The 19,254-nt window shown below is 73.8% G+C and carries 16 protein-coding genes and 1 pseudogene; 8 read left to right on the top strand and 9 right to left on the bottom strand.

The annotated features are described in order from the left end of the window. Positions 1-4: 4 nt before the first annotated feature. Entirely contained in the window at positions 5-811 is an 807-nt protein-coding gene (locus ACIRQY_RS04930; protein WP_351788047.1) for a phosphate ABC transporter ATP-binding protein, read from the top strand. A gap of 209 nt (positions 812-1,020) precedes the next feature. On the opposite strand, the gene ACIRQY_RS04925 is transcribed toward ACIRQY_RS04930, so the two are convergent. The 3 genes from ACIRQY_RS04925 to ACIRQY_RS04915 form a co-directional block, all read right to left on the bottom strand. After that, the gene (locus ACIRQY_RS04925) at positions 1,021-2,673 is read right to left on the bottom strand and encodes a phospho-sugar mutase (protein WP_403922507.1); all 1,653 of its coding nucleotides are present in this window, start codon (positions 2,671-2,673) and stop codon (positions 1,021-1,023) included. 275 nt (positions 2,674-2,948) lie between these two features. After that, a complete protein-coding gene (locus tag ACIRQY_RS04920; protein ID WP_351788020.1) occupies positions 2,949-3,752 on the bottom strand; it encodes a purine-nucleoside phosphorylase in 804 nt (267 codons plus the stop codon). A gap of 188 nt (positions 3,753-3,940) precedes the next feature. Next, positions 3,941-4,378: a gamma-glutamylcyclotransferase gene (locus ACIRQY_RS04915; RefSeq protein ID WP_351788023.1), complete on the bottom strand. Its 438-nt coding sequence runs from the start codon at positions 4,376-4,378 to the stop codon at positions 3,941-3,943. A 376-nt stretch (positions 4,379-4,754) separates the two neighbouring features. Here ACIRQY_RS04915 and ACIRQY_RS04910 point away from each other — a divergent pair, with 376 nt between their 5' ends. Both ACIRQY_RS04910 and ACIRQY_RS04905 read left to right on the top strand, forming a co-directional pair. After that, positions 4,755-6,194: an NAD(P)H-quinone dehydrogenase gene (locus ACIRQY_RS04910; RefSeq protein ID WP_403922506.1), complete on the top strand. Its 1,440-nt coding sequence runs from the start codon at positions 4,755-4,757 to the stop codon at positions 6,192-6,194. A gap of 237 nt (positions 6,195-6,431) precedes the next feature. Further along, positions 6,432-7,355, top strand: a complete 924-nt coding sequence (locus tag ACIRQY_RS04905) for a DeoR/GlpR family DNA-binding transcription regulator (protein ID WP_403922831.1) — start codon at positions 6,432-6,434, stop codon at positions 7,353-7,355. Positions 7,356-7,844: 489 nt separating this feature from the next. Here ACIRQY_RS04905 and ACIRQY_RS04900 read toward each other — a convergent pair whose 3' ends face one another. Continuing rightward, positions 7,845-8,390 carry a helix-turn-helix domain-containing protein gene (locus ACIRQY_RS04900; protein WP_351788030.1) on the bottom strand — a complete coding sequence of 182 codons (546 nt, stop codon included), beginning with the start codon at positions 8,388-8,390 and terminating at the stop codon, positions 7,845-7,847. 80 nt (positions 8,391-8,470) lie between these two features. After that, positions 8,471-10,225 (bottom strand): acetyl/propionyl/methylcrotonyl-CoA carboxylase subunit alpha, encoded by a 1,755-nt coding sequence (locus ACIRQY_RS04895; RefSeq protein ID WP_403922505.1) that lies wholly within the window; start codon positions 10,223-10,225, stop codon positions 8,471-8,473. A gap of 364 nt (positions 10,226-10,589) precedes the next feature. On the opposite strand from ACIRQY_RS04895, the gene ACIRQY_RS04890 reads away from it, so the two are divergent. After that, on the top strand, positions 10,590-11,069 hold the full coding sequence (locus ACIRQY_RS04890; protein ID WP_403922504.1) for a hypothetical protein: 480 nt from the start codon (positions 10,590-10,592) through the stop codon (positions 11,067-11,069). A 116-nt stretch (positions 11,070-11,185) separates the two neighbouring features. Here ACIRQY_RS04890 and ACIRQY_RS04885 read toward each other — a convergent pair whose 3' ends face one another. From ACIRQY_RS04885 to ACIRQY_RS04870, 4 genes are all read right to left on the bottom strand, one after another. Next, on the bottom strand, positions 11,186-11,791 hold the full coding sequence (locus tag ACIRQY_RS04885; RefSeq protein ID WP_403922503.1) for a nucleoside triphosphate pyrophosphatase: 606 nt from the start codon (positions 11,789-11,791) through the stop codon (positions 11,186-11,188). Positions 11,792-12,011: 220 nt separating this feature from the next. Beyond that, positions 12,012-12,140, bottom strand: coding sequence for a morphogenic membrane protein MmpB (gene mmpB, locus ACIRQY_RS04880; RefSeq protein ID WP_351791425.1), 129 nt, complete (start codon positions 12,138-12,140; stop codon positions 12,012-12,014). Positions 12,141-12,344: 204 nt separating this feature from the next. Beyond that, entirely contained in the window at positions 12,345-12,560 is a 216-nt protein-coding gene (locus ACIRQY_RS04875; RefSeq protein WP_403922502.1) for an acyl-CoA carboxylase subunit epsilon, read from the bottom strand. Positions 12,561-12,614: 54 nt separating this feature from the next. Further along, positions 12,615-14,216: an acyl-CoA carboxylase subunit beta gene (locus tag ACIRQY_RS04870; RefSeq protein ID WP_351791419.1), complete on the bottom strand. Its 1,602-nt coding sequence runs from the start codon at positions 14,214-14,216 to the stop codon at positions 12,615-12,617. Between the two features lie 134 nt (positions 14,217-14,350). On the opposite strand from ACIRQY_RS04870, the gene ACIRQY_RS04865 reads away from it, so the two are divergent. The 4 genes and pseudogenes from ACIRQY_RS04865 to ACIRQY_RS04850 all read left to right on the top strand — a co-directional run. Next, entirely contained in the window at positions 14,351-15,202 is an 852-nt protein-coding gene (locus tag ACIRQY_RS04865; RefSeq protein WP_403922501.1) for a biotin--[acetyl-CoA-carboxylase] ligase, read from the top strand. A 293-nt stretch (positions 15,203-15,495) separates the two neighbouring features. Beyond that, complete coding sequence (locus tag ACIRQY_RS04860) at positions 15,496-16,635, top strand: adenylate/guanylate cyclase domain-containing protein (protein WP_351791415.1); 1,140 nt, start codon at positions 15,496-15,498, stop codon at positions 16,633-16,635. 64 nt (positions 16,636-16,699) lie between these two features. Continuing rightward, positions 16,700-17,494 carry an enoyl-CoA hydratase/isomerase family protein gene (locus ACIRQY_RS04855; RefSeq protein ID WP_403922500.1) on the top strand — a complete coding sequence of 265 codons (795 nt, stop codon included), beginning with the start codon at positions 16,700-16,702 and terminating at the stop codon, positions 17,492-17,494. A gap of 89 nt (positions 17,495-17,583) precedes the next feature. Continuing rightward, a pseudogene (locus ACIRQY_RS04850) lies at positions 17,584-18,693 on the top strand (diguanylate cyclase domain-containing protein); the annotation flags it as partial. Between the last annotated feature and the right edge of the window lie 561 nt (positions 18,694-19,254).

Below are 19,254 nucleotides of genomic sequence, written 5' to 3'. Positions count from 1 at the left end.
GCCCGTGCCCGCCACCGGAGCGGCGGCCCCCTCCCGGGCCGGCGCCCTCGAAGCCGAGGCCGTCTCGGCCTGGTTCGGCGACCGCAAGGTCCTCGACCGGGTCTCCCTCGCCATGCCCGCCCGCGAGGTCACCGCCCTGATCGGCCCCTCCGGCTGCGGCAAGTCCACGTTCCTGCGCATCCTCAACCGGATGCACGAACTCACCGGCACCGCCTCCCTCGCGGGCCGGGTCCTCCTCGACGGCGCCGACATCTACGACCGGGGACGCCGCATCACCCACGCCCGCCGCGAGATCGGCATGGTCTTCCAGAAGCCCAACCCGTTCCCCGCGATGTCCCTCCACGAGAACGTCCTCGCCGGTCTGAAGCTCGGCGGCGTCCGCGCCGACAAGGAGACCAGGGACGCCCTCGTCGAGGAGTGCCTCACCAAGGCGGGGCTCTGGCGCGAGGTCAAGGACCGGCTGCGGCAGCCCGGCGGGGCGCTCTCCGGCGGCCAGCAGCAGCGCCTGTGCATCGCCCGCTCGCTCGCCGTCCGCCCCCGCGTGCTGCTCATGGACGAGCCGTGCTCCGCCCTCGACCCCACCTCCACCCGGCGCGTCGAGGAGACCATCGCCGAGCTGAAGTCCGAGGTCACCGTCGTCATCGTCACCCACAACATGCAGCAGGCGGCCCGGGTCTCCGACTCCTGCGCCTTCTTCCTCGCCGAACAGGGCACCCCCGGCGCCATCGTCGAACACGGCCCGACGGAAAGGGTCTTCGGCTCCCCGGCCGACCCCCGGACCGCCGACTACGTCAACGGCCGCTTCGGCTGACCCGACCCGACCGGCCCCGCCCGACCCGACCGGCGCCGCCCGCCCCGACCGGCGCCGCCCGTACGGCCGGGGGCGCGCTCCCCGGCCGGACATGCCGGAGGGCCGGTGGGAAGCGTGCTCCCACGGCCCTCCGCCGTTCGTCCGTACCGCCCGGGCCGCAGCCCGGGTCCGTACCGCCCGGGCCGCAGCCCGGGTCCGTACCGCCCGGGTCAGAGCCCGGCGGCCTCCGACAGGTCCCGCTTGACCGCCGCCAGCAGCTCCGCCGCCTTCGCGCGGGCCGCCACGAGCCCGTCCGCCGACGCGACCGGCACCACGACCTCCAGGTAGCACTTCAGCTTGGGTTCCGTACCGCTCGGGCGGACGATCACCCGTGCCCGGTAGGCGCCCTCCAGGTGGTAGCGCAGGCCGTCCGTCGGCGGCAGCGCCTCCGTGCCCTTGGCCAGGTCCTCCGCCGAGACCACCGTCAGACCGGCGAGCGAGACCGGCGGGCGCTCGCGCAGCGCGGCCATCGCGGCCGTGATGATCCCCAGGTCCTCGACCCGCACCGACAGCTGGTCCGTGGCGTGCAGCCCGTGCTCGACGGCCAGGTCGTCGAGCAGGTCGGACAGGGTGCGCCCGCGCTCCTTCAGGACCGAGGCCAGCTCGGTGACGAGCAGCGCCGCCGTGATGCCGTCCTTGTCGCGGACGCCGCCGGGGTCCACGCAGTAGCCGAGCGCCTCCTCGTAGCCGTAGCGCAGGCCCTCGACGCGGGCGATCCACTTGAAGCCGGTCAGCGTCTCCTCGTAGCCGACGCCCGCCGCCTCGGCGATCCGGCCGAGCAGCGAGGAGGACACGATCGACTCGGCGAAGACGCCCGTGGCGCCCCCGGCCACCAGGTGCGCGGCGAGCAGCGCGCCCACCTCGTCGCCCCGGAGCATCCGCCAGCCGCCCTCGGCGGCGGCGTCCGGCACGGCCACCGCGCAGCGGTCGGCGTCCGGGTCGTTGGCGATGACCAGATCGGGGTCCACGGCACGGGCCGCCTCGAAGGCGAGGTCCATGGCGCCGGGCTCCTCCGGATTGGGGAAGGCGACCGTCGGGAAGGCCGGGTCCGGCTCGGCCTGGGCGGCGACGAGCGCGGGCGGCGGGAAGCCGTGCCGGGCGAACGCGGCCGTCAGGACGTCCTTGCCGACGCCGTGCAGGGCCGTGTAGACGGTCCGCGCGGTCCGGGGGGACCCGGGGGTCAGGACGGCGTCCGTACGCTCCAGATAGGCGTCCAGGACCTCGTCGCCGAGGGTCTCCCAGCCGCCGTCCGGGCGGGGCACGTCGTGCAGCGAGCGGATCGCGGCGATCTCGGCGGCGATCTCCGCGTCGGCGGGCGGCACGATCTGCGAGCCGTCGCCCAGGTAGACCTTGTAGCCGTTGTCGCGGGGCGGGTTGTGGCTGGCGGTCACCTCGACGCCCGCGACGGCGCCCAGGTGCCTTATGGCGAAGGCCAGGACGGGCGTCGGCAGCGGCCGGGGGAGCACCGCGGCGCGCAGCCCCGCGCCGGTCATCACGGCGGCGGTGTCCCGGGCGAAGTCGGCGGACTTGTAGCGGGCGTCGTAGCCGATGACGACGAGGCCGCCCTCCCGGCCCTGGGCCCTGAGGTACGCGGCGAGGCCCGCGGCGGCCCGGATGACCACGGAGCGGTTCATCCGCTGCGGCCCGGCGCCCAGCTCGCCCCGCAGCCCGGCGGTGCCGAACTGGAGGGTGCCCGAGAACCGGGCGGCCAGCTCGTCGGTCGCGCCGCCTTCGAGGAGCGCGGCCAGCTCGTCGCGGGTCTCCGGGTCGGGGTCCTCGGCGAGCCAGGCCTGGGCCCGGGTGAGGAGGTCGTCCTGCGTCACGGTGTGCCTTTCGGGGTACGGGCGGGCGGCGGGGCCTCTTGCGGACGGTACGGGCGGGGTGCGGGGGTGCGGTGCGGGAGCGGGTGCCGCCGAGCGGAGCCCTTCCCCGTCCCGCCCCCTCCCGTAACCGGGTCTCCGCCCCGGACCCCGTGGCGCCCCGCCCGCCGGGCGGGGGCGGGGAGGGGGGTGGACCCGCGTGGCGGCCCCGCGCCGGAGACCGGCGGCCGGAGGCCGCGGCGCCCCGGAGCCCGTCCGGCCCCGGGGTGCGGAGGGGATCAGATCCGGGCGAGGACCCGGGTCAGCAGCTCGCCCATCCGGGCCGCCGAGTCACGGCCGGCCTGGAGGACCTCCTCGTGGTTCAGCGGCTCGCCCGAGAGACCGGCGGCGAGGTTGGTGACCAGGGAGATGCCCAGGACCTCGGCGCCCGCCTCGCGCGCGGCGATGGCCTCCAGGACCGTGGACATGCCGACGAGGTCGCCGCCCATGACGCGGACCATGTTGATCTCGGCCGGGGTCTCGTAGTGCGGACCGGGGAACTGGACGTAGACGCCCTCCTCCAGGGTCTCGTCGACCTCCTTGCACAGCGCGCGCAGCCGCGGCGAGTACACGTCGGTGAGGTCCACGAAGTTCGCGCCGACGATCGGCGAGGCCGCCGTCAGGTTGATGTGGTCGCTGATCAGGACGGGCTGGCCGGGGCGCATGCCCTCGCGCAGACCGCCGCAGCCGTTGGTGAGGACGACCGTGCCGCAGCCCGCGGCGACGGCGGTGCGCACGCCGTGGGCGACGGAGGCGACGCCCCGGCCCTCGTAGAAGTGGGTGCGGCCCAGGAAGAGCAGCGCGCGCTTCTCACCGATCCGGTACGAGCGGACCGTGCCGCCGTGGCCCTGGACGGCGGGCGGCGGGAAGCCGGGCAGTTCGGTGACGGGGAACTCGGCCTCGGGCTCGCCGAGCGCCTCGGCGGCGGGTGCCCAGCCCGAGCCCATGACCAGGGCGACGTCGTGCTTCTCGGCACCGGTCAGCTCGCGCAGACGCGCGGCTGCGGCCTCGGCGGCCTCGTACGGGGTGGCAGTTGCGTTCACTGACTCTCTCGCCTCGGGGAGGGGGGTCCGAGGCGGGCCCCGGACGGATTTGTTACGCGCAGAAGCGTATCCGGTGATTGCCTACGCGCGTAGATGACGATGCCGACGGACATGGGATCGTTGTCTTGTCGTTTCCGACGAACGGCACGGAGGAGGAGGCGCCGGGGGGCTTCGGCGGTTCCCACACCTCAGCAGGGGCGCTTGCGCAGCTCCATCACGTAGTCGTGCGGGGCGCCCGCCGACTCGGCGGCGTCGGCGACCTCGCCGAGGTACCGCGCGGACGGCAGCCCGCCCTCGTACCCGTTGAGGACGTACAGCCAGACGGGTTCCTCGCCGTCCAGGGTGTGCACCCGGACCCGCATCCGCCGGTAGACGTCGAGGTTGACGCCCTCCCAGCGGTCCATGGAGTCCTCGTCCATCGGCGCGATGTCGTACAGCGCCACGAAGACCTGGGACCTGGGGGCCTCCACGATCGTCGCCAGCGCCCCCTCCCAGCCCATCTGCTCGCCGCCGAAGGTCAGCCGCCAGCCGTTGAGCCAGCCCGTGCCGCGCAGCGGGGAGTGCGGTGCGCGGCGGCTCATCAGCCGCGCGTCGAGGTTGCCGGCGAACGCGGCGTAGAGCGACATGGGACCGAGGGTACGGGAGGGGACGGGGTGTCCGCCGAAGCCCGGTGCGGCGGGGGCCGGTCCGGCCCGGCGACGCCCGGGCGGGGCGGGCCGTGCCCCCGCCCGCGGGGACGGCGCCGACCCGTCGCCGGGAAGGGCCGTGACCTGTCGGCGGAGGCGGCTCCGAGCCCCCGGCGGGGCGGCCGGGACCCCTTCCGGGGCCCCGCCGACCGCTCGCCGCCGGGCCCGTGACCCGTCGGTACGGCCCCGGCGCGTCGCCCGGCCCCGGGTGCGCGACAATGGGTCACGCACTTGAAGCGTGCGGGACAATGGCGTACGCACTGCATCCCAGCGGGGGGACCCCCCGGCAGAACGAGAGCGCGAGGCGTAGATCCCAGTGACCCGGATCGTGATCATCGGCGGCGGACCCGGCGGATACGAGGCGGCCCTGGTGGGCGCCCAACTCGGCGCGGAGGTGACCGTCGTGGACTGCGACGGCCTCGGCGGCGCGTCCGTCCTGACCGACTGCGTCCCCTCCAAGACCCTGATCGCCACCGCGGAGGTGATGACCACCTTCGACTCCTCCTACGAGGAGCTGGGCATCATCGTCGCGGACGACACCCCCCACTTCGAGCAGGCCGCCCGGGTGGTCGGCGTCGACCTGGGCAAGGTCAACCGACGGGTGAAGCGCCTGGCGCTCGCCCAGTCCCACGACATCACCGCCTCCGTCACCCGGGCCGGTGCCCGGGTGCTGCGCGGCCGCGCCCGGCTCTCCGGGCGGCAGGCGATGGACGGCTCCCGCCAGGTGGTCGTGACCGCCGCCGACGGCGCCGAGGAGACGCTGACCGCCGACGCCGTGCTCATCGCGACCGGCGGCCACCCGCGCGAGGTCCCGGACGCCAAGCCGGACGGCGAGCGCATCCTGAACTGGACCCAGGTCTACGACCTCAAGGAGCTGCCCGAGGAGCTGATCGTGGTCGGCTCCGGCGTCACCGGCGCCGAGTTCGCCGGTGCCTACCAGGCGCTCGGCTCCCGGGTGACCCTGGTCTCCTCCCGCGACCGCGTGCTGCCGGGCGAGGACCCGGACGCGGCGGCCGTCCTGGAGGACGTCTTCCGGCGCCGGGGCATGAACGTCATGGCCCGTTCCCGCGCGGAGTCCGCCAAGCGGGTCGGCGACCGGGTCGAGGTCACCCTCTCGGACGGCCGGGTCATCTCGGGCACCCACTGTCTGATGGCCGTCGGCGCGATCCCGAACTCGGCGGGCATGGGCCTGGAGGAGGCCGGGGTCAAGCTGAAGGACTCCGGCCACATCTGGACCGACAAGGTCTCCCGCACCACCGCCCCCGGGGTGTACGCGGCCGGTGACGTCACCGGTGTCTTCGCGCTCGCCTCGGTGGCCGCCATGCAGGGCCGCATCGCGATGTACCACTTCCTGGGCGACGCGGTGGCCCCGCTGAACCTGAAGACGGTCTCGTCCAACGTCTTCACCGACCCCGAGATCGCCACCGTCGGCTACACCCAGGCGGACGTGGACGCGGGGAAGATCGACGCCAAGGTCGTGAAGCTGCCGCTGCTGCGCAACCCGCGCGCGAAGATGCAGGGCATCCGGGACGGCTTCGTGAAGATCTTCTGCCGTCCGGGCACCGGCATCGTAGTCGGCGGCTGTGTCGTCGCGCCGAAGGCGAGCGAGCTGATCCATCCGATCTCGATCGCGGTCGACAACAATCTGACCGTCGAACAGATCGCAAATGCTTTCACCGTGTACCCCTCCCTTTCGGGTTCGATCGCGGAAGTGGCACGGCAGTTGCAGACCCGGAAGAACGCGGAAGAGGCGTAACACCGGCCGCCAACAGCGCTCCCGCCTGCGGGAACGATTCCCCGACCCGGACAACCCCCGGCAAGGCGGGGCATAGTCCTGGCGCGGAGCACAGCACGGACGGGGTCTCCCATACCACTTGGAGGCCCCGTCCGTGCGTATCTTCCGTAATTCGCGGCATACCGCTGCACACTCTCGTCCGGCCGCGTTACTGTCAGTTTCGTGTTCGCTGCAGAACGTCGCCAGTTGATCCTCGAAATGGTGCGAGCCAATGGGGCCGTGTCGCTCCGCGAGCTCGCCCGCGTCGTCCAGACCTCGGAGGTGACCGTACGGAGGGACGTACGGGCACTGGAGGCAGAAGGACTCCTCGACCGCCGCCACGGCGGTGCGGTGTTGCCGGGCGGATTCACGCGAGAATCCGGCTTCCCGCAGAAATCCCATCTCGCCACCGCCGAGAAGACGGCCATCGCCGATGTCGCGGCGAGCCTCGTCGAAGAGGGCGAGGCCATCGTCGTCGGCGCCGGGACGACCACGCAGGAGCTGGCCCGCAGGCTCGCCCGCGTCCCCGGTCTGACCGTGGTCACCAACTCCCTGCTCGTCGCGCAGGCCCTCGCCCACGCCAACCGGGTCGAGGTCGTCATGACCGGGGGCACCCTGCGCGGCTCCAACTACGCCCTGGTGGGCAGCGGGGCCGAGCAGTCGCTCCAGGGCCTCCGGGTCTCCCGCGCCTTCCTCTCCGGCAGCGGACTGACCGCCGAGCGCGGCCTGTCCACCTCCAACATGCTCTCCGCGAGCGTGGACCGGGCCCTCGTCCAGGCGGCGGCCGAGGTGGTGGTCCTCGCCGACCACACCAAGCTCGGCGCCGACACCATGTTCCAGACGGTGCCCACGGACGTCATCACCCGGCTGGTCACCGACGAGCCGCCCGCCCACGACGACCGGGCCGCCACCGAGCTCCAGGCCCTCGCCGACCAGGGCGTGCAGATCGCCGTCGCGGGCACCGGAGCCTCGGGCGGACCGGGAGGCGAACAGGCCCCCCCGGGCGTCCGGCCCCGCCGTGACATGCCGCTCCCGGTCCAGCGCGGCCGTATGGCGGCGGGTCAGTACCGGGGCCCGGGCGGCGGGATGGCCGCCGAGACCCTGGAGCGCACGGCGAGGGTCGCTGACATGCGGCGCCGCTGAGGGCACGGTCCGCCGCACCCCGGAAGGCCCCTCCCCGGGGCCCCGCACACCGCCGCCGAGCCCCCGGCGACGAGGCCCGGGCGCCTTCCGCCGATGTCGGCACCCTGTCCGTGCGGGCACGGACAGACGGGCACGGACACCTCGGACGGTCCGTCCCGGTGTGCCGTCCCTGTCGGCGCCCGCGTGGCCTTCCGCGCCGGAGTCCGGCTGCTCGTGTGCCGGAGCCCAGCCGTTCCCGCGCCGGAGCCCGCCGCCCGCGTCTGCGAGCCCGTACCGGAGCGTCCGACGCCGTGTGGCGCCTGTGTGGTGGTGCGTGGTGAGTGGTGCCTGCGAGGCTTCCGTACCGGAGCCCCGTCCGTCGTCCTCCGCGCCGGAGTCCAGCCGTCCGTCGTCCTCCGCGCCGGAGTCCAGCCGTCCGTGTCCCCGGTCCGGTCGTGCGGCCCGGTCCCGTCGGCGGGGCGTGCCGAGCCCGGCCGCCCGGTCCGCTCCTCAGTCCTTGATGCCCCGCAGTGTCAGCGCGAGTAGACGGTCCGCCAGTTCCTCGTCCTCCGGCGCCTGTTCCGCCGCGAGCGCGATCGCGTTGGTCAGCTGCATCAGATCGCCGATCGACACGTCGGCCCGCACCTGACCCGCCTCCCTGGCCCGGTCGAGCAGCCGCTCGCCCGCCGCGCGCAAGGGGTCGCTGCACCCCGCGAGCGCCGAACTCCGGTCGTGCGAGGCGGACATCAGCGCGTGCGCGAGCCCCCGGTACTCACCCGCGTACGCGACCAGCGCCCGCAGCCACTCGACCAGGGCCCGGCACGACTCCTCCGCCTCCGCCAGCTCCTCCGAGCGCCGCAGCAGCGCGGTGAGGGCCTCCTGGAAGACCGCGTTCAACAGGTCGGCCCGGGTGGGGAAGTGGCGGTACAGGGTGCCGATGCCCACCCCCGCGCGGCGCGCGATCTCCTCCAGGGGCGCGTCGGCGCCCTGCTCGGCGAAGGCGCCACGGGCCTCGGTCAGCAGTCGCTCGTGATTGCGGCGTGCGTCGGCTCGCATGGTCTCGGTCCGCCCTCCCCTCGACGAAGGGCCCGCAGGCAGCTGCCTGCGGGCCCTTCGTACCGTACTCGTACCGTGGATCAGTCCTTGATGTCGCAGATCGAGGCGCCGGAGGTGACCGACGCGCCGATCTCGGCGGTCAGGCCCTTGACGGTGCCGGAGCGGTGCGCGTTCAGCGGCTGCTCCATCTTCATGGCCTCCAGGACGACGATCAGATCGCCTTCCTTGACCTCCTGGCCCTCCTCGACCGCGATCTTCACGATCGTGCCCTGCATCGGGGAGGCCAGGGTGTCGCCGGAGGCGGCCGGGCCGGACTTCTTCGCCGCCCGCCGCTTCGGCCGCGCACCCGCCGCGATGCCCTGACGCGCCAGTGTCATGCCCAGCGAGGACGGCAGCGAGACTTCGAGGCGCTTCCCGCCGACCTCGACCACGATCGTCTCGCGGCCCGCCTCCTCCTCGTCGGCGTCCACGCCGGCCGGGGTGAACGGCGGGATCTCGTTGACGAATTCGGTTTCGATCCAGCGGGTGTGGATGTGGAAGGGGTCGGTGGTGAAGTCGGGGTCGGTGACGACGGCGCGGTGGAAGGGGATGGCGGTGGCCATGCCTTCGACCTTGAACTCGGCCAGGGCGCGGGCGGCGCGCTGGAGGGCCTGTTCGCGGGTGGCGCCGGTGACGATGAGTTTGGCGAGGAGGGAGTCCCAGGCGGGGCCGATGACGGAGCCGGATTCCACGCCCGCGTCGAGGCGGACGCCGGGTCCGGTCGGGGGGCTGAAGAGGGTGACGGTGCCGGGGGCGGGCAGGAAGCCGCGGCCGGGGTCCTCGCCGTTGATGCGGAACTCGAAGGAGTGGCCGCGGATCTCGGGGTCGCCGTAGCCGAGTTCCTCGCCGTCGGCGATGCGGAACATCTCCCGTACGAGGTCGAGGCCGGTGACCTCCTCGGTGACCGGGTGCTCGACCTGGAGGCGGGTGTTGACCTCGAGGAAGGAGATGGTGCCGTCGGCGGCGACGAGGAACTCCACCGTTCCGGCGCCGACGTACCCGGCCTCCTTCAGGATGGCCTTCGACGCCGCGTACAGCTCGGCGTTCTGCGCTTCGGTCAGGAACGGCGCGGGGGCCTCCTCGACCAGCTTCTGGTGGCGGCGCTGGAGCGAGCAGTCCCGGGTGGAGACCACGACCACGTTGCCGTGGGAGTCGGCCAGGCACTGTGTCTCCACGTGCCGGGGCCGGTCGAGGTAGCGTTCCACGAAGCACTCGCCCCGGCCGAACGCCGCGACGGCCTCACGGACGGCGGAGTCGTACAGCTCCGGGACCTCCTCCAGCGTCCGGGCCACCTTCAGGCCACGGCCACCGCCGCCGAACGCCGCCTTGATCGCGATCGGCAGCCCGTGCTCCCGGGCGAAGGCCACCACCTCGTCCGCGCCGGAGACCGGGTCGGGGGTGCCGGCGACCAGCGGGGCACCGGCGCGCTGCGCGATGTGCCGGGCGGCGACCTTGTCGCCCAGATCGCGGATCGCGTGCGGCGGCGGCCCGATCCACGTCAGACCCGCGTCCAGGACCGCCTGCGCGAACTCCGCGTTCTCCGACAGGAACCCGTACCCCGGATGCACCGCGTCGGCACCGGAGTCCTTCGCCGCCTGCAGGACCTTGCCCATGTCCAGGTAACTGGTCGCCGGAGTGTCACCGCCCAGCGCGAACGCCTCATCGGCCGCCCGGACATGCAGAGCGTCCCGGTCGGGCTCGGCGTACACGGCCACGCTGCCGATACCGGCGTCACGGCACGCCCGCGCCACACGGACAGCGATTTCGCCACGGTTGGCGATGAGCACCTTGCGCACGATGGCTCCCTCCTTGAAACAAGCTGAGTTTAGGGACTGCCGACACGGCCTTTCGACCCGTCCTCAGTGGTGAGCTTGCCCACACGCAGCGTGACCCCGGGCCTGCTCGGGTCGTGAATTCCCTTGTCGCACCACGGTACGCAGGGATTCTTTACGGCACAGTAGCCCCGAGGTGTGGTGCAGGTCTCTGTTCGCGGGGCCAGTGGCCGTTCGGGTTTCTTTGTCGGGTCTCTACGAATGGCTTGATGATTCTTTGCGGAGCGGACCGCCGCCGCCCGCCGGGCGCGGGCACTTGTCCAGGGGTTTACCGGCCAGTAGCCTGCGCGCTGTCGAACGTACTCTCGGTAACAAGTGAACGCAGGGGGTGGCCGAAGTGGCCCGCAGACCGATAGCCCTCGTGACGGCGGCGGTGCTGCTCCTCGAAGCGCCCGGCATCGTCGCGGTCAACGCCGTGATGGCCCGGTTCGTGAAGGCCCAGTCGATGTCCCTCGACGGGCTGGACCCCGAGTCGATGCACACCGGCACCTGGGCCCTCGGCATCGGCTCCGGCGCGGCCCTCGCCCTCTGCGGGCTCGTCGCGCTCGTGGCGGGGGTCCGCGACCGGCGCCCGGGACGCCTCGGCCGGGCCCTGCTCATCGGCTGCGCGCTCGTGCACGCCGTCCTCGCCGCCGTCGCCGTCGGACTGCTCGGCTGGGGCGCGTTCGCCGTCCTCATGACCGTCCTCGGCCTGATCGTCCTGACGCTGGTGGCGTACGGCGAGGGGTCCGGGACGCGCGGGGAGGAACGGCGGCCGGAGCGGGAGGGCTCCGGGAACGTCCGGGACGGAGCGACGGCGGCGGGGTGACGCCGCGCGCGGCGGCCGGTCACGCCCGGCCCGGAGCCGCGCCCGTGTCCCCGTGCCCGTATCCCGTATCCCGTATCCGTGTCCCGTGTCCGTACGGGGCCGGGGATCGCTGTCCGTCAGGCCCAGAGGTCCGTGATCCGTACGTCCAGCTTCGCGAGGAGCCGACGCAGCAGCGGCAGCGACAGCCCGATCACATTGCCCGGGTCCCCGTCGATGCCGTCGATGAACGGCGCCGAACGCCCGTCCAGGGTGAACGCGCCCGCCACGTGCAGCGGTTCGCCGCTGGCCACGTACGCGGCGATCTCCTCGTCCGTCGGCTCACCGAACCGGACCACGGTGGACGCGGTCGCCGACTCGTACCGCTTGGTCACCGTGTCCCACACGCAGTGCCCGGTCTGCAGGACGCCGACGCGCCCGCGCATCGCCTTCCAGCGGGCGACGGCCTCCTCCGCGTCGGCGGGCTTCCCGAGGGCCCGGTCGTCCAGTTCGAGGACCGAGTCGCAGCCGATGACCAGCGCACCCGCCGCCTCCGGCCGGGCGGCCACCCGGGCCGCCTTGGCCTCCGCGAGGAGGAGCGCCAGCTCGGCGGGCGTCGGGGCGTGCACCTTGTCCTCGTCCACCCCGCTGACGATCACCTCGGGGGCGAGACCGGCCTGCCGGAGCAGCCCGAGCCGGGCGGGGGAGGCGGAGGCGAGCACGACACGGCGCGGATCAGCAGTCATGGGGGAAGCCTAGCCAGTACGGCGGAACGGCCGCCCGCCGGCGCCGGGGCGCCCCGGCGCCGCACGACATCCCGGAGAACCGGCGCCGCAACGCCTCAGGAGCCCGGCGCCGCACGGCTCCCCGGTGTCGCACCGCCTCCGGACGCCCCGGCGCCGGACGGCTCCCGGCCGCCGCGAGGCCCCCGGCCCCGACACGCTCCCGGCCGCCCGGCCAGGCTCCTCAGCGCGCGCTGGCCACGAACATCCCCACCACCATCGCGAGGGCGAGCAGCACCCCCGTGCGGCGGAGCATCGCCTGCATGTCCCGCAGGAACTTCGGCGGCTGGTTCTCGGGGTCGGACCACAGCATGTCCTCGATCCTGCGGCCGGAACGGCGGGGGCGCCTGAGTACGGATACTCAGGCGCCCCGGTGTGGAAGGACTATTCGCGGAGACGCGCCGCCCACGGGTACCCCGGGGAAGCCCCCCGGCACCCGGAGTCCGGGCCTCCGTCCGGTCCGGGCCTCCGTCCGGTCCGGGGTCCGGTCCTGGCGTCCGGTCCGGACCCGGCCCGGTCACACCGGCCAGTACGACCGGGCCCAGGCCCGAGGTCCCGGCCGCTGCCGTACCGTCCGGGCGATCCGGGACGGGTCCGACCACCCCTCCGGCACCACGGGCCCGCCGCTCCGGGCGGCCGCGGCCGCCGCCAGCGCCGCGGCCCGCGCCCGGACCACCGTCAGAGCGGCGGCCAGCTCCTCCGGAGTCGGGTTTCCTCGTACGACCTTGATCATGGCGGCTCCTTGAGGGGTCCGGTCCCCGAGGGGTCCGGAAGCGGTCTACGCGGTCTACAGCGGGATGTTGCCGTGCTTCTTCGGGGGCAGGGACTCCCGCTTCGTCCGCAGCTGACGCAGCCCCTTGACGATCTGCGGGCGGGTGTCCGACGGCGGGATCACCCCGTCGACGTAACCGCGCTCCGCCGCCGTGTACGGGTTGAGCAGGGCGTCCTCGTACTCCTGGATCAGCCGCGCGCGCACCGCCTCGGACTCCTCGGCGTCCCCCGCCTCCGCGATCGTCCTGCGGTGCAGGATGTTCACCGCGCCCTGCGCGCCCATCACCGCGATCTGCGCCGTCGGCCACGCCAGGTTCAGGTCCGCGCCCAGGTGCTTGGAGCCCATGACGTCGTACGCGCCGCCGAACGCTTTCCGCGTGATGACCGTGATCAGCGGGACCGTGGCCTCCGCGTACGCGTAGATCAGCTTCGCGCCGCGCCGGATGATCCCGCCGTACTCCTGGTCCACGCCCGGCAGGAAGCCCGGCACGTCCACGAAGGTCAGGACCGGGATGTTGAACGCGTCGCAGGTCCGCACGAACCGCGCCGCCTTCTCGCTCGCGTCGATGTCCAGACAGCCCGCGAACCGCATCGGCTGGTTGGCGACCACACCGACCGGGAAGCCCTCCACTCGGCCGAAGCCGGTCAGGATGTTCGGCGCGAACAGCGACTGCGTCTCCAGGAACTCGCCGTCGTCGAGGACGTGCTCGATCACGGTGTGCATGTCGTACGGCTGGTTCGCCGAGTCCGGGACCAGCGTGTCCAGCTCGCGGTCCTCGTCCGTCGCCGAGGTCTCCGCGACCTCGGGGAACGAGGGCGGCTCGGACAGGTTGTTCGACGGCAGGTACGACAGCAGGGACTTGACGTACTCGATCGCGTCCTTCTCGTCGCCCGCCATGTGGTGGGCGACGCCCGAGGTGGCGTTGTGCGTCCGCGCCCCGCCCAGCTCCTCGAAGCCGACGTCCTCGCCGGTCACCGTCTTGATGACGTCCGGCCCCGTGATGAACATGTGCGAGGTCCGGTCCACCATCACCGTGAAGTCGGTGATCGCGGGCGAGTAGACCGCGCCGCCCGCGCACGGGCCCACCACCAGCGAGATCTGCGGGATCACCCCGGAGGCATGGGTGTTGCGCCGGAAGATCTCCCCGTACATGCCGAGCGCGGCCACCCCCTCCTGGATGCGGGCGCCGCCGGAGTCGTTGATCCCGATCACCGGGCAGCCCGTCTTCAGGGCGAAGTCCATCACCTTGACGATCTTCTGCCCGTACGTCTCGCCCAGCGCGCCGCCGAACACCGTGAAGTCCTGCGAGAACACCGCGACCGGACGCCCGTCCACCGTGCCGTAGCCGGTGACGACCCCGTCGCCGTACGGCCTGTTCGCCTCCAGGCCGAAACTGGTCGACCGGTGCCGGGCCAGCTCGTCCAGCTCCACGAACGAATCCTCGTCGAGCAGCAGGGCGATCCGCTCCCGCGCCGTCAGCTTGCCCTTCGCGTGCTGCTTCTCCACCGCGCGCTCCGAGCCTGCGTGGGTGGCCTCGCCGACGCGGCGCCTCAGATCCGCGATCTTGCCCGCGGTCGTGTGAATGTCGATCTCGTACTGCTCTGCCGGCTCGGACATCGGGATGCGGCTCCCTGCCTGGTCACGGGGGATTCGTTGACTGCGAATGGGCTACTGCTCAGCTACTGAGCCGTAGCGTAGCGACGGCGATACGGTTCGGCACTGCGGTCTTTCCCACACCTAGTCTGGCTTGCATGACGACCCCCCAAGGCTCCGGCGGCCGCTGGTCCGACCTCGACCGGCCCCCGCTCAACGCGCCCGCCCTGCGCCGTGCCCTCGTCCGGCCCGACGGGCTGTGGACCTCGCTCGACGTGGTCACCGCCACCGGGTCGACCAACAGCGACCTGGCCGCCCGCGCCGGGGAACTCCCCGAGGGCGCCGTCCTCGTCGCCGAGGAGCAGACCTCCGGGCGCGGACGCCTCGACCGGCGCTGGACCGCCCCCGCCCGCTCCGGGCTCTTCGTCTCCGTCCTGCTCAGGCCCCGGGCCCCCGTCGAGCGCTGGGGCTGGCTCCCGCTCCTCACCGGCGTGGCCGTCGCCACCGGGCTCGCCCGGTCCGCCGGGGTCGACACCTCCCTCAAGTGGCCCAACGACCTGCTGGTCTCCGTCGACGGCGCCGAACGCAAGGCGGGCGGCATCCTCGCCGAACGCGCGGGCGACGACGCCGTCGTCGTCGGCTTCGGCGTCAACGTCTCCCTCCGCGCCGACGAACTGCCCGTCCCCACGGCCGGCTCCCTCCTCCTCGCCGGAGCCGTCTCCACCGACCGCGACACCCTCCTGCGGGCCGTCCTGCGCTCCCTCGACGAGTGGTACGGGACGTGGGAGCGCGCCGACGGCGACCCCGCCGCCTCCGGTCTCCAGGCCGCCTACACCACGGGCTGCGCGACCCTCGGCCGCCGGGTCAGGGCCGAGCTGCCCGGCGAGCGGACCCTGGAGGGCGAGGCCGTCTCCCTGGACGGCGACGGACGCCTCGTGGTGGCCACCGAGGGCGGCGGCACCGAGGCCGTGGGCGCCGGGGACATTGTCCATCTGCGCACCCCCGCGTAGGGCGGGTCTCGAACGTCCCGCCTTCCCGGCGACCGTGCGGACGCCGCTCCTTCCGGAACACGCCCCGGGCCGTCCCTCCCGGACGCCACCGGCCGGACCGAGCGGTGTCCGGGAGGAACGACCGGGCGGCGCCGGGGGTACGTGTACGGGCCACGGACGGCCTGGACCCCCGGCGCGGGACGGCGCGGCTCGCGGTTCGGGCGTGAGCCATTCCACACCTGTCGTATCGTGGAGCGCGATCCAGGCGACAGATCGGCAGGACAAGTGGGCAGGGAACGGGCAGGAGGCGGCCGGTGACCGTCGACGACGCGAACGCGGGCGGCGGGGCACAGCCACCCACGTACCCGACCCCCCACCACGAGGTCGACCACACGGCCGAGCCGACGGACGACCCCCTCGCCATCCGCCTCGAACAGCTCATCCTCGGCGCGGACCGCCGCTACACCCCCTTCCAGGCCGCCCGCACCGCCGGTGTCTCCATGGAGCTGGCCTCCCGCTTCTGGCGGGCCATGGGCTTCGCCGACATCGGCCAGGCCAAGGCCCTCACCGAGGCCGACGTCCTCGCCCTGCGGCGGCTCGCCGGTCTCGTCGAGGCCGGACTGCTCAGCGAGCCGATGGCCGTCCAGGTCGCCCGCTCCACCGGACAGACCACCGCCCGGCTCGCCGAGTGGCAGATCGACTCCTTCCTCGAAGGGCTCACCGAACCGCCCGAGCCCGGCATGACCCGCACCGAGGTCACGTATCCGCTGGTCGAGCTGCTCCTGCCCGAGCTGGAGGAGTTCCTCATCTACGTCTGGCGGCGCCAGCTCGCCGCCGCCACCGGCCGGGTCGTGCAGGCCGCCGACGACGAGGAGATGGTCGACCGGCGGCTCGCGGTCGGCTTCGCGGACCTCGTCGGCTTCACCCGGCTCACCCGCCGCCTGGAGGAGGAGGAGCTGGGCGAGCTGGTCGAGGCCTTCGAGACCACCTGCGCCGACCTGGTCGCCGCGCACGGCGGACGGCTCATCAAGACCCTCGGCGACGAGGTGCTCTTCTGCGCCGACGACGCCGGGACCGCCGCCGAGATCGCGCTGCGCCTGATCGAGACCCTCGGCCACGACGAGACGATGCCCGCGCTCCGCGTCGGCATCGCCTTCGGCACCGTGACGACCCGGATGGGCGACGTCTTCGGCACCACCGTGAACCTGGCCAGCCGCCTCACCTCGATAGCGCCCAAGGACGCCGTCCTGGTGGACGGCGCGCTCGCGGAGGAGCTGTCCAGGACCGGGGAGGCGCCCGTCTCGGAGACCGCCGCCGCCGAGGACGCCGTACGGGCCGGGAAGGAGGGCCGCAGGGCCGCCGCCTACCGCTTCGCGCTCCAGCCGATGTGGCAGCGCCCGGTGCGCGGCCTCGGGGTCGTCGAACCCTGGCTCCTGACCCGCCGCCCGACCTAGGATCTTCCCGAACGCCTGTTAACAGCCGTTAACGGGCGGGCTCCGGTCGGGAGGGTGTGCGGTCATGTCCGAGCAGCGCTTCGGTGAGTTCGTGGTGGTCCGGAAGGACGGGGACGGGCACGTCGCCGAACTGGTCCTGGACCGGCCCAAGGCGATGAACGCGGTCTCCTCCGAGATGGCCCGCTCCCTCGGGGCGGCCTGCGCGGCGCTCGCCGCCGACGGCTCCGTCCGCGTCACCGTGCTGACCTCGTCGAACGACCGGGCCTTCTGCGTCGGCGCCGACCTCAAGGAACGCAACTCCTTCACCGACGCCGAGCTGGTCCGCCAGCGGCCCACCGCCCGCGCCGCCTACACCGGCGTCCTGGAGCTGCCCATGCCGACGGTGGCCGCCGTGCACGGCTTCGCCCTCGGCGGCGGCTTCGAGCTGGCGCTCGCCTGCGATGTGATCGTGGCCGACGCGACCGCCGTGGTCGGTCTCCCCGAGGTCTCCGTCGGCGTCATCCCCGGCGGCGGCGGTACGCAGCTGCTGCCGCGCCGGGTGGGTGCGGCGCGCGCCGCCGAGCTGGTGTTCACGGCCCGCCGGGTGGCGGCGGAGGAGGCCCACGGCCTGGGGCTCGTGGACCTGCTCGCGCAGGACGCGCGGACCGGCGCCCTGGAGCTGGCCGGGCGGATCGCGGTCAACTCGCCGGTCGGGCTGCGCAACGCGAAGAAGGCGATGCGGCTCGGGCAGGGCCTGGACCTGCGGGCGGGGCTCGAAGTCGAGGACGCGGCCTGGCGCGCGACGGCCTTCTCGGGCGACCGCGCCGAGGGCGTGGCGGCCTTCAACGAGAAGCGGAAGCCGAACTGGCCGGGCGAGTGACCGTCACTGTCCGTATCGAATCGCATCGAACATCACTTACGGTGACGTCTCGGTAGGGAAAAGAGATCAAACCTCCCTAAGCTGGAGGAATGGGTGAGGACGGACGGCTGAGGGCCGTGGTGGCGCTGGCGCAGGGGATGGCGGCGGCGCGCACCTCGCGCGAGATCTGGCGGGCGGCGGCGCTCGGCTCCTGCGAGGGACTCGACGGCAGTTTCGCCGCCCTGTCCGTCTGGGAGCGGGACCACGGGCGCCTCAGGGTCCTGGTGAACGCCGGGGAACGGGCCGAGGGGGAGGAGGAGTTCCCCGAGTCGGAGACGTATCCGGTGCACCGGTTCCCCGAGATCACCGAGTTCCTGCACGAGCGGTGGGCGGGCGGCGGCGAGCCGGACGCCTGGGTGGAGACGGCCGGGGGGCCGGTGGCGACGGGCCGGGTGGCCGGTCTGCGGCGCCGGGGCCGGGGCTGCTGCGTGGTCGCCCCGATCGTGCTGCACGGGCGCGCCTGGGGCGAGCTGTACGTGGCCAGGCCGCCGGGGGAGAAACCTTTCACCCGGGCGGACGCGGATTTCGCCACCGTGCTCGCGGCGGTCGTCGCGGCCGGGATCTCGCAGGCGGAGCGGCTGGAGGAGGTCCGCAAGCTGGCCTTCACCGACCCGCTGACCGGGCTCGCCAACCGGAGGGCCGTCGACACCCGCCTCGACGAGGCCGTCGAGCGCTGCCGGGCGGACGGCTCCGTCGTCAGCCTGGTGGTCTGCGACCTCAACGGTCTGAAGCGGGTCAACGACACCCATGGTCACGCCGTCGGCGACCGGCTCCTGGAGCGCTTCGGCTCGGTCCTCTCGCGCTGCGGGGCCATGCTCCCCGGCGCCCTCGCGGCCCGGCTCGGGGGCGACGAGTTCTGTCTGCTGACGGTCGGCCCGACGGCGGACGAGGTCGTCGCGGTCGCGGAGGAGCTGTGCGTACGGGCGGCGGAACTGGAACTCGGCGAGGGCGTGGCCTGCGGGGTCGCCTCCACCGGCGACCCCATCGGCCCCCTCAGGTCCGCCCGCCGCCTCTTCCGCCTCGCGGACGCGGCCCAGTACCAGGCGAAGGCGGCCCGCTCGGCGAAACCGGTCGTGGCGGGCCGCGACGGCACGGTGGTCCGCCTCGCGGACGCCCCTCCGAGCACCCGGGACCGCCGCCGCTTCAGGGACGCGGCGCCGGTGCCGTCGCCGGAGCCGTCGCAGGAGCGGGGCGGGCCGCCGGTGCCTCCGCCGTCCCGGTCGCCGTCGCCGCTGCCGCTGCCGCTGTCGCCGTCGCCGTCTCAGTCCTCGTCGTCGCCGGAGCGGGGCGGCGGGGCGCGGGGGCCTTCGGTCGAGGGCTCGCCGGGTGCGGAGCCGTACGAGGGCGTGCGCCGCCCCGACCCGCACGCGGACCCGCACCAGCGCGCGGACCCGGACCCGCCCGCGAACCCCGGCGCGCACGCGCACGCGCATCCGGAACAGGGTCCGGAACGGCATCCGGAACCGGGCCCGGACGCGCATCCGAGTCCGCACGCAAGTCCGGAACCGCGTCCGGAACCGCGTCCGGACCCAGGTCCGCATCCGGGGGCGCGTGGTGGCGTGTGACGGCGGACCGGGCGGAGACGGCCCGCGCATCGGCGCCGGTCGTACGTCCCGCCGGGGTGAGGGGGCCGGGGCCCGCCCCGGACCGCCCCGACCACCCCGGACCACCCCGGGCCGTCCGAAGGTCACCCCGGACGACCCGCGACCGCGCCGGGCCAC

This window comes from Streptomyces sp. NPDC101490, from assembly GCF_044767145.1.
Taxonomy (GTDB): domain Bacteria; phylum Actinomycetota; class Actinomycetes; order Streptomycetales; family Streptomycetaceae; genus Streptomyces.
Note: the sequence above shows the minus strand (reverse complement) of the source record. Positions and strands in the feature narration are given on the sequence as shown.